Raw genomic sequence first — 9262 nt, 5'->3', positions numbered from 1 at the left:
CAGCGCGCCACCCATAGCGCCGTAGCAAGCGCGGCTCGCTTGGAGGGCAGCCCGGGGCCCGTTACCCCATCTACGGCCTTTGCCCCCTACGCGGGAGTCTGCCCCAACACCTTCGCGATGGCGCGGAGGTCTTGCCATGACATCCGCTTGTAGGAGGGCGAGCGCAGGAGATAGGCGGGGTGGAAGGTGGCGATGGCGCGGATCACCCGGGTGCCGGTGTCGTAGTCGAACCATTTGCCGCGGGTGCACATGATGCCCTCGCGCGTGCCGATCAGCGCCTGCGTCGAGGGATTGCCGAGCGTGACCAGCACGTCGGGATTCACCAATTCGATCTGGCGCTGGATGAAGGGCAGGCACACCTGCGTCTCCTGCGGCGTCGGCGTGCGGTTGCCCGGCGGCCGCCACGGGATCACGTTGGCGATATAGGCCTTGCTGCGGTCGAGCCCGATCGCCGCGATCATGCGGTCCAGGAGCTTGCCGGAGCGGCCGACAAAGGGCAGCCCCTCGATGTCCTCGTCACGCCCGGGCGCTTCGCCCACGAACATCACCCGCGCCGCCGGATTGCCGTCGGCGAACACCAATTTCGTCGCGGTATGCTTCAGCGCGCAGCCGTCGAAATTCGCAAGCAGCGTCCGCAGCGCGTCCAGCGTCGGCGCGGTCCGCGCCGCCTCGCGTGCGGAGGCAACCGCCGCATCCGGCGCGATGGTGATTTCGCCGCGCGGAACTGCCGGCGCCGCAGGCGGCATCTCCCGCTGCGGACGCGACGGCGCTATCTCGCGCGGCGGGGCGGCGGGAACAGGCTCCGCCTCCGCGAGCCGGTTGACCGGCTCGTCAACAAGCGCGCAATCGACCCCGGCCTCGAGGTAAAAGGCCAGCAATTGCTTTAAGGTAGGGGCGGGCTCGGGCGTCATGGTGGGATACAAGTCCTCCGCCCGCAATTTAGGATGCATCGCGCCGTCGCGAAATGCATTTCAATGGTTGTCCTCGCGACAAAAATCGGAAACAACGCAGCCTAACCAATTAGAAGCGTTCTCAACCGGGCTGAGAAGAGACCATGAGCACCGAAGAACTACCGCCCCGCGAATCCATGGAATTCGACGTCGTGATCGTCGGCGCCGGACCGTCGGGCCTCTCGGCTGCGATCCGGCTGAAACAGCTCAATCCCGATCTCAACATCGTCGTGGTGGAGAAGGGTTCCGAGGTCGGCGCGCATATCCTCTCCGGTGCGGTGATCGATCCGGTGTCGCTCGACAAATTGATTCCGGACTGGCGCGAGGATGCCGACTGTCCGCTGAAGACCCAGGTGAAGGACGACCGCTTCTACTGGATGACGGCAGCCGGTGCGATCCGGCTGCCGGCCTTCATGATGCCGCCGTTGATGAACAATCATCACTGCTATATCGGCTCGCTCGGCAATGTCTGCCGCTGGCTGGCGCCGAAGGCGGAAGCGCTGGGCGTCGAGATCTATCCGGGCTTTGCTGCCGCCGAAGTGCTCTATGACGACAACGGCAATGTGCGCGGCATCGCCACCGGCGACATGGGCATCGCCAAGGACGGCTCGCACAAGGACTCCTACACCCGCGGCATGGAGCTCGTCGGCAAATACACGCTGTTCGCCGAAGGCGCGCGCGGCAGCCTGTCGAAGCAGCTCATCGCGAAGTACCAGCTCGATGCGAAGAGCGAGCCGCCGAAATTCGGCATCGGATTGAAAGAGGTATGGCAGATCGATCCCGCCAAGCACCAGAAGGGCCTGATCCAGCATTCCTTCGGCTGGCCGCTCAACAATTCCACCGGCGGCGGCTCGTTCCTCTATCACTACGACGACAACCGCGTCGCCGTCGGCTTCGTCGTGCATCTCAACTACGACGATCCGTATCTGTCGCCGTTCGACGAATTCCAGCGCTTCAAGACGCACCCTTCCGTCCGTGCCGTGCTCGAAGGCGGCAAGCGGCTCGCCTATGGCGCGCGTGCCATTACCGAGGGCGGCTATCAATCGGTACCGCGGCTGACCTTCCCGGGCGGCGCGCTGATCGGCTGCGCGGCCGGCTTCGTCAACGTGCCGCGCATCAAGGGCGTGCACAACGCGATGGGCAGCGGCATGCTCGCCGCCGAGCATGTCGCGGCGGCGATCGGCGCCGGCCGCGCCAATGACGAACTCGTGGAATATGAAAACGCCTGGCGCGATTCCGCCATCGGCAAGGACCTGCATCGTGTCCGCAACGTCAAGCCGCTATGGTCGAAGTTCGGCACTGTGATCGGCGTCGCGCTCGGCGGCTTCGACATGTGGTGCAACACGCTGGGCTTCTCGCTGTTCGGAACTCAATCGCACGCAAAGCCCGATCGCAAGACGCTGGACCCGGCGAAACAGCACACGTCGATCGCCTATCCGAAGCCGGACGGCAAGATCTCGTTCGACAAATTGTCCTCGGTGTTCCTCTCCAACACCAACCATGAGGAGGACCAGCCGGTTCATCTCAAGGTCGCCGACATGAACCTGCAGAAGACGTCGGAGCACGACGTCTACGCCGGCCCCTCCAATCGCTATTGCCCGGCCGGTGTCTATGAATGGGTCGAGGAAGCCTCGGGCCCGCGCTTCCAGATCAACGCGCAGAACTGCGTCCACTGCAAAACCTGCGACGTGAAGGACCCGAACGGTAACATCACCTGGGTTCCGCCGGAGGGCGGTGGCGGGCCCAACTACGAGGCGATGTGACCGCGGCGATATAGGAATGGCCGGCCCGACCACGATTGTGTGAGTGGAGGCCCGGATAATCCGGCAAGACCGGTCACGATACCGCCACACTGAAGGCGTTTCGGGTATTAACGGTCAAATCGGCGGCTTTGAGGGCTATTCTGCTAATTGATTCGCCACCCGTGTCCTTGCGATTGGAGGCCAAAAACGGCATTGTCGCTGGCCGGGATGCCGCCGCTTGGGTCCGCATTCGACACTGATCCTGAGAGATCGCCGCCGTTAGTCCCGCCGTTAATCCCTTGGAGCAAGGCGAACCGTGATGCTTTCTACACGCTTTAACCGCTGGACGATTGCTGCTCTCAGCCTGGCCGTGCTCGCCGCACCTGGCGCGCTCTATGCGCAGACGCCGGATCATCCCGCCGACAACGCGGCGCAGTTTCCGAGCAAGAACGACCTGAAATCGCTGACCACGGCCGGCAGCTATCTCGCCGCCCGCCACGCCAGCGTCGAGCGCGACGCGGCGTCCGCTGCGGCATTTTACCGCTCGGCACTCCGTACCGACCCGAAGAACAACGAACTGCTCGACCGCGCCTTCATCTCCTCGCTGGCCGAAGGCGACATCGACGAGGCCGTTAAGCTCGCCGACCGCATCCTCGCGCAGGACAAATCGAACCGCGTCGCGCGGCTCGTCGTCGGCGTACGCGACCTGAAGCTGAAGAAGTACGCGGCCGCGCAGGTCAACGTCAACCAGTCGATCCGCGGACCGATCACCGACCTGGTCGCGACGCTGCTGGCAGCCTGGGCGAGCTATGGCGCGGGCGATGCCAAGGTGGCGGTCGCCAACATCGACAAGCTCACCGGGCCGGAATGGTACCCGCTGTTCAAGGATCTCCACGCCGGCATGATCCTGGAGCTTTCCGGCAAGGAGAAGGACGCGGGCACCCGCTTCGAGCGCGCCTACAAGCTCGATGATTCCATGTTGCGGATCGTGGACGAATATGCGCGCTGGTCGTCGCGCAACAAGGATGCGGCTGCCGCGACGTCCCTCTATGAGGCCTTCGACAAGAAGTTGCCGCGCCACCCGCTGGTGCAGGAGGGCATCCGCGAGGCCAAGGCCGGCAAGAAGCTATCGCCGCTGGTCGATTCGGCGCAGGCCGGCGCGGCCGAAGCGCTCTATGGCATCGGCGCGACGCTGACGCGCCGCGGCGGCGAGGATCTGGCGCTGGTCTATCTGCAGCTTGCGCTGTACCTGCAGCCCAATCATCCGCTGGCGCTGCTCTCGCTCGCGGACCTCTATGAGAGCGTCAAGAAACCGCAGATGGCGATCAAGATCTATGAGCGGATGCCGGCCTCATCGCCGCTGAAGCGCAACGCGCAGATCCAGCTTGCGACCGATCTCGACGCCGCCGACCGCAGCGACGAGGCGATCAAGATCCTGAAGGAGCTCACCTCCGATTCGACGAAGGACATCGAGGCCATCATGGCGCTCGGCAATATCGAGCGTGGCCGCAAGAAATTCGCCGATTGCGCCGGCACCTACACGCAGGCGATCGATGCGATGCCGACGGCCGGCGACAAGAACGCCTGGGTCACCTACTACTACCGCGGCATCTGCGAGGAGCGCTCCAAGCAGTGGACCAAGGCTGAAGCCGACATGCGCAAGGCGCTGGAGATGCAGCCCGAGCAGCCGCATGTGCTGAACTATCTCGGCTATTCCTGGATCGATCAGGGCATCAATCTCGACGAAGGCATGAAGATGATCAAGCGTGCCGTCGAGCAGCGCCCCGACGACGGCTACATCGTGGATTCGCTCGGCTGGGCCTATTACCGCATCGGCAATTACGATGAGGCGGTGAAGCAGCTCGAGCGCGCCATCGACCTCAAGCCGGAAGATCCGACCATCAACGACCATCTCGGCGACGCCTATTGGCGGGTCGGCCGCACGCTGGAAGCTAAGTTCCAGTGGGCGCATGCGCGCGACCTCAAGCCGGAGGCCGACGAGCTGCCGAAGATCGAAGCCAAGATCGAGAACGGCCTGCCGGAGGACGCCTCTAATAACGCCGCCGCCGTCGAGAAGAAGAAAGAAGACGGCAAGGGCGGCTGATCCAAAGAGATTATGGGGCGGTTTGTCGATGCCGGCGCTGATTGAGGACGCACGTGCCAAGGTGAACCTGACCCTGCGGGTGATCGGGCGGCGCGTCGACGGCTATCACGACCTTGAAAGCGTGGTGGCGTTCGCCGATTGCGCCGATCGCCTGACGCTGACGCCGGGCGAAGAACTCACGCTCACGACCTCAGGGCCGATGGCGGAGGCTTGCGGCGAGACCGCTGATAATCTCGTGCTGAAGGCCGCGCGCCTGCTCGGCGAGCGCGTTCCCGGCCTGAAGGCCGGCAGCTTTGCGCTGGAGAAGGTGTTGCCGGTGGCCGCCGGGATCGGCGGCGGTTCGGCCGATGCCGCGGCGGCGCTGCGGCTGCTCGCGCGACTAAACGATCTCGCCCTCGACGACGAGCGTCTGCGCGACGTTGCGCTGAAAACCGGCGCCGACGTGCCGGTCTGCGTCGCCTCGCATGCCTGCGACATGACCGGGGTCGGCGAGACGCTGATGCCGTTGAACCTGCCGAAGCTGCCGTGCGTCATGGTCAATCCGCGGATCCCCGTCGCCACCAAGGACGTGTTCGCGGAGCTTGGCTTGCGCCCCGGCGACCTCCTGGTCGGCGCCACCGACGTGATGCTGCAGGCGCCGTCCTGGCCGGAGCAGGGCGGCTCGCTCGACGAGTGGGTCGAGGCCCTTGCCGCCAGCTCGAACGATCTGGAAGCGCCGGCGGTGCGCATCCAGCCCGTGATCGGCGCGGTGATCGCCGCGCTCAACGCCACCGATGGCGCCTGGCTCGCGCGAATGTCCGGCTCGGGCGCCACATGTTTTGCGATCTATGAGAACACCGCCGACGCCCAGCGCGCGGCCGAGAAGCTCCGCCGCGAGCACCCCATCTGGTGGGTGCATTCGGGCGTGCTGAGCTGAAGTAGCGCAACCTGCTCTATCTATCCTACGCGGCTGTCGTCACCCGCGAAGGCGGGTGACCCAGTATTCCAGAGACGTCAGAGCAGAATCGAGAAGCCGCCGCTTACTGGATACCCCGCCTTCGCGGGGTATGACGGCGGAACAAACTCAATGCGAGCGCGCCAGGCAGAAGGCTACGACCTGCTCCAGGGCGGTCTTCATCGGGGAGGGCGGAAACAGCGCCAGCGCGTCGACGGCCATGGCGCCGTAGTGGTGGGCGCGGGTCAGTGTGTCCTCGAGCGCGCGGTGCTTGGTCATCAACCCGATCGCGTGGTCGAGATCGCCGCCGCGGATTTCGCCCTGCTCCAGCGCGCGGACCCAGAACTCGCGTTCGCTGTCATTGCCGCGGCGGAACGCCAGCACCACCGGCAATGTGATCTTGCCCTCGCGGAAATCGTCACCGACGTTCTTGCCGAGCTTGGCGGACTTGCCGCCATAGTCGAGCACGTCGTCGACGAGCTGGAAGGCGATGCCGAGATTCATGCCGACCGAGCGGCACGCGGTCTGCTCCGCCTTCGGCCGGTTGGCGATGACCGGGCCGACCTCGCAGGCGGCGGCGAACAGCTCCGCGGTCTTGCCGCGGATCACGGCGAGATATTCGTCCTCGGTGGTCGCGGTGTTCTTGGCGGCGGCAAGCTGCATCACCTCGCCCTCGGCGATGGTGGCAGCGGCCGAGGAAAGGATGTCGAGCGCGCGCAGCGAGCCGACCTCGACCATCATGCGGAAGGCCTGGCCGAGCAGGAAGTCGCCGACCAGGACGCTGGCCTCGTTGCCCCAGAGCATCCGCGCCGACAATTTGCCGCGCCGGAGCTCGCTTTCGTCGACCACGTCGTCATGCAGCAGAGTTGCGGTATGCATGAACTCGACGGCGGCGGCGAGCTTGATATGGCCGTCGCCGGAATAGCCGGAGAGCTGGGCCATCGCCAATGTCAGCATCGGCCGCAGGCGTTTTCCCCCGGAGGAGATCAGGTGGTTGGCGACCTCCGGGATCATCGTGACCTCGGAGCCGGTCCGCGCCAGGATGGTCGCGTTGACGCGTTCCATGTCGGCGGCGACCAGGGCGACCAGCGGGTCTATCGAAGCGTTCGACGGGTTTTCAAAGGGGACAATAACCGCCACGCTGGTCTCCAAATTTGCCGAAATCACACTATCCTAGGGCGTGACCCGGCAAGTCGATCACTGCGCCTAAAGACTACAATAGAAACTGCGCGCTGGGGCGGCAAGGGTACGAAGCTGTTGACATCTGTCGCATGGTCTGCGCTGGGCATGAAACATGGAGAACGAACACTTGCGGGAATTGGTCCGAACCAATGACATGGTGCTGGTGTCTGCGATCACCGCATTGCTCGACAGCGCCAATATCCATCATCTGGTGCTGGACCAGAACATGAGCGTCATCGAGGGATCGCTCGGCATCCTGCCGCGGCGTATCCTGGTCCATGAGGACGACAACCGCGCCGCGCGTGAGTTGTTGGCCGATGCGGGTTTCGCGCATGAATTGCGCGCCGATGAGTGAAGACGTCAGCGAGGACGCCTTTCTCGGCGGACGATTGCTGCTGCGACAGCTCAAGTCGGGTCACCGCGCCGGACATGACGCCATGTTGCTCGCCGCCGCGACGCGCGCGCGTCACCGCGATCGCGTGGCCGATCTGGGCGCGGGCGTCGGCGCCGCCGGCCTTGCGCTGGCCAAACGTGTTGCCGGCATCGGCCTGGTGATGGTCGAGATCGACGCGCAGCTAGCTGCACTTGCCGAGGCTAACGCCGCCGCCAATGCGATTTCCGCCGACGTGATCGTGCTCGACGTTGAATCGTCAGCGGAGGCCTTCGCCGCCGCCGGCCTGCCGCCCGACAGCGTCGATGTCGTGCTGATGAATCCGCCGTTCAATGATTCCCGGCGCCACCGCGCTTCGCCGGACCGGGCGCGCGAGGTCGCGCACATCGCGTCGGCGACAACCTTGCAAAGCTGGATCCATGCCGCGCGGCGCATTCTGAAATCCGGAGGAGAATTGACGCTGATCTGGCGCGCCGATGGCATTGCCGAGGTGCTGGCCGCGCTCGATCGCGGCTTCGGCAGCCTCGAGATCCTGCCCGTTCACGCCGATGTGACCGCGGTGGCGGGCCGCATCCTGGTTCGCGCGGTCAAAGGCGGGCGCGCGCCGACGCGCCTCCATGCCGCTCTCGTGCTCAATGACGAGTCTGGCGTGCCTAATAAAGAGGTACAGGAGAGCTTGATGGGGAAGGGGATATTGCCGCTTGCCGGGTGAAGATGCCGGACCGCGGACCTGTCCTTTACTATTGCGGGAGCGTGTCCGACTGCCGTTCGGGTGCTGCGGTAAAGTGAACCGCCGCGAGCAGGGTACCGATCAGCAAAATCAGCAGATAGATTTTCATCTTGCTCTCCGCTGCGCGATTGCAGCTAGAACACCGCGATGCAAGGGGCGTTCCATCAGTGGATGACAGTGGTGGGATAAAAAACGGTTAATTCGAGGTAACGGGAATGAGTGAACAAAGAATTGATCGCCCCGGACTGCCGGGCCTCTTCGAGAGGCTCGAGGGCTGGCTCCCGGCACGGCTGCGGCGTGGCATGGCCGTGGTGCCGGTGGTGCGACTGTCGGGCGTGATCGGTGCGGTGACGCCGCTGCGGCCCGGCATGACGCTCGCCGGCATCGCGAAGACGCTCGAGCGCGCGTTCGCGATCCGCAACGCCAAGGCGGTGGCGCTGGTGATCAATTCGCCCGGCGGCTCGCCGGTGCAGTCGCGCCAGATCTATCTGCGGATCCGGCAGCTCGCCGCCGAAAAGAAGCTGCCGGTGTTGGTGTTCGTCGAGGACGTCGCGGCCTCCGGCGGCTACATGATCGCCTGCGCGGGCGACGAGATCTTCTGCGACCCGTCCTCCATCCTCGGTTCGATCGGGGTGGTCGGCGGCAGCTTCGGTTTCCAGGAACTGATCCGGAAGATCGGCGTCGAGCGGCGGCTCTATACCGCCGGCGAGCACAAGGCGATGCTCGATCCGTTCCTCCCCGAGAAGCCCGAGGAGGTGGCGCGGCTGAAGTCGATCCAGCGCGAGATCCACGAGATCTTCATCGCGCTGGTCAAGGAGAGTCGGGGCGCGCGGCTGAAAGGCGCCGACGATGTGCTCTTCACCGGCGAATATTGGGCCGGCGAATCCTCGATTGCGCTCGGCCTGGCGGACGGGATCGGCGACCTCCGCTCGACGCTCCGTGCCCGCTACGGGGAGAAGGTGCTGACGCCGGTGATTGCGCCCGCAAGCGGGCTGTTGTCGGGGCTTCTCGGGCGGCGGTCGCCCGGGGCCGGCTCGCTGGCGGCGCTGGACCCGCTCGGAGGACTGCCGGATGATTTGATCTCGGCGCTGGAAACGCGGGCGATCTGGGCCAAATTCGGGTTCTAGAGCTTCGGTTCTGATTGAAATCAGAACCGAAGCTCTAGGCCGTGTGGACAGTTACCTTATCCAGAGCAGAGTGGCGGCAATGGCGACGACGGCGAAGTAGTT

8 protein-coding genes are annotated in these 9262 nt (G+C 64.9%); 6 read left to right on the top strand and 2 right to left on the bottom strand.

The window, feature by feature from the left end; translation table 11 throughout:
* Positions 1-86: 86 nt before the first annotated feature.
* Positions 87-911, bottom strand: a complete 825-nt coding sequence (locus tag AAFX91_RS35245) for a uracil-DNA glycosylase family protein (RefSeq protein WP_394569615.1) — start codon at positions 909-911, stop codon at positions 87-89.
* Between the two features lie 143 nt (positions 912-1054).
* On the opposite strand from AAFX91_RS35245, the gene AAFX91_RS35240 reads away from it, so the two are divergent.
* The 3 genes from AAFX91_RS35240 (at position 1055) to AAFX91_RS35230 (ending at position 5712) form a co-directional block, all read left to right on the top strand.
* A complete protein-coding gene (locus tag AAFX91_RS35240; protein ID WP_130582917.1) occupies positions 1055-2713 on the top strand; it encodes an electron transfer flavoprotein-ubiquinone oxidoreductase in 1659 nt (552 codons plus the stop codon).
* Between the two features lie 298 nt (positions 2714-3011).
* Positions 3012-4796 carry a tetratricopeptide repeat protein gene (locus AAFX91_RS35235; RefSeq protein WP_130582918.1) on the top strand — a complete coding sequence of 595 codons (1785 nt, stop codon included), beginning with the start codon at positions 3012-3014 and terminating at the stop codon, positions 4794-4796.
* Positions 4797-4824: 28 nt separating this feature from the next.
* On the top strand, positions 4825-5712 hold the full coding sequence (locus AAFX91_RS35230) for a 4-(cytidine 5'-diphospho)-2-C-methyl-D-erythritol kinase (RefSeq protein ID WP_130582919.1): 888 nt from the start codon (positions 4825-4827) through the stop codon (positions 5710-5712).
* A gap of 147 nt (positions 5713-5859) precedes the next feature.
* On the opposite strand, the gene AAFX91_RS35225 is transcribed toward AAFX91_RS35230, so the two are convergent.
* Complete coding sequence (locus AAFX91_RS35225) at positions 5860-6870, bottom strand: polyprenyl synthetase family protein (RefSeq protein ID WP_130582920.1); 1011 nt, start codon at positions 6868-6870, stop codon at positions 5860-5862.
* A gap of 169 nt (positions 6871-7039) precedes the next feature.
* Between AAFX91_RS35225 and AAFX91_RS35220 the strand changes: the two genes are divergently transcribed.
* The 3 genes from AAFX91_RS35220 (at position 7040) to AAFX91_RS35210 (ending at position 9160) form a co-directional block, all read left to right on the top strand.
* Positions 7040-7267, top strand: coding sequence for a DUF2007 domain-containing protein (locus AAFX91_RS35220; protein ID WP_028166900.1), 228 nt, complete (start codon positions 7040-7042; stop codon positions 7265-7267).
* Positions 7260-8015: a methyltransferase gene (locus AAFX91_RS35215; RefSeq protein WP_282526935.1), complete on the top strand. Its 756-nt coding sequence runs from the start codon at positions 7260-7262 to the stop codon at positions 8013-8015. Before AAFX91_RS35220 ends, AAFX91_RS35215 begins: the two co-directional genes overlap by 8 nt.
* 233 nt (positions 8016-8248) lie before the next feature.
* Positions 8249-9160, top strand: coding sequence for a S49 family peptidase (locus AAFX91_RS35210; protein ID WP_130582921.1), 912 nt, complete (start codon positions 8249-8251; stop codon positions 9158-9160).
* Positions 9161-9262: the final 102 nt, after the last annotated feature.

The sequence above is a fragment of the Bradyrhizobium sp. 31Argb genome, assembly GCF_043638955.1.
In the GTDB taxonomy this organism is placed as follows: domain Bacteria; phylum Pseudomonadota; class Alphaproteobacteria; order Rhizobiales; family Xanthobacteraceae; genus Bradyrhizobium.
This window is presented reverse-complemented; position numbering and strand designations above follow the sequence as displayed.

What these genes read in the sequence shown, in the direction of transcription:
- AAFX91_RS35235 (WP_130582918.1), top strand. Translation starts at nt 3,012, where the DNA reads ATGCTTTCTACACGCTTTAACCGCTGGACGATTGCTGCTCTCAGCCTG.
- AAFX91_RS35230 (WP_130582919.1), top strand. Translation starts at nt 4,825, where the DNA reads ATGCCGGCGCTGATTGAGGACGCACGTGCCAAGGTGAACCTGACCCTG.
- AAFX91_RS35240 (WP_130582917.1), top strand. Translation starts at nt 1,055, where the DNA reads ATGAGCACCGAAGAACTACCGCCCCGCGAATCCATGGAATTCGACGTC.
- AAFX91_RS35245 (WP_394569615.1), bottom strand. Translation starts at nt 911, where the DNA reads ATGACGCCCGAGCCCGCCCCTACCTTAAAGCAATTGCTGGCCTTTTAC.
- AAFX91_RS35210 (WP_130582921.1), top strand. Translation starts at nt 8,249, where the DNA reads ATGAGTGAACAAAGAATTGATCGCCCCGGACTGCCGGGCCTCTTCGAG.
- AAFX91_RS35215 (WP_282526935.1), top strand. Translation starts at nt 7,260, where the DNA reads ATGAGTGAAGACGTCAGCGAGGACGCCTTTCTCGGCGGACGATTGCTG.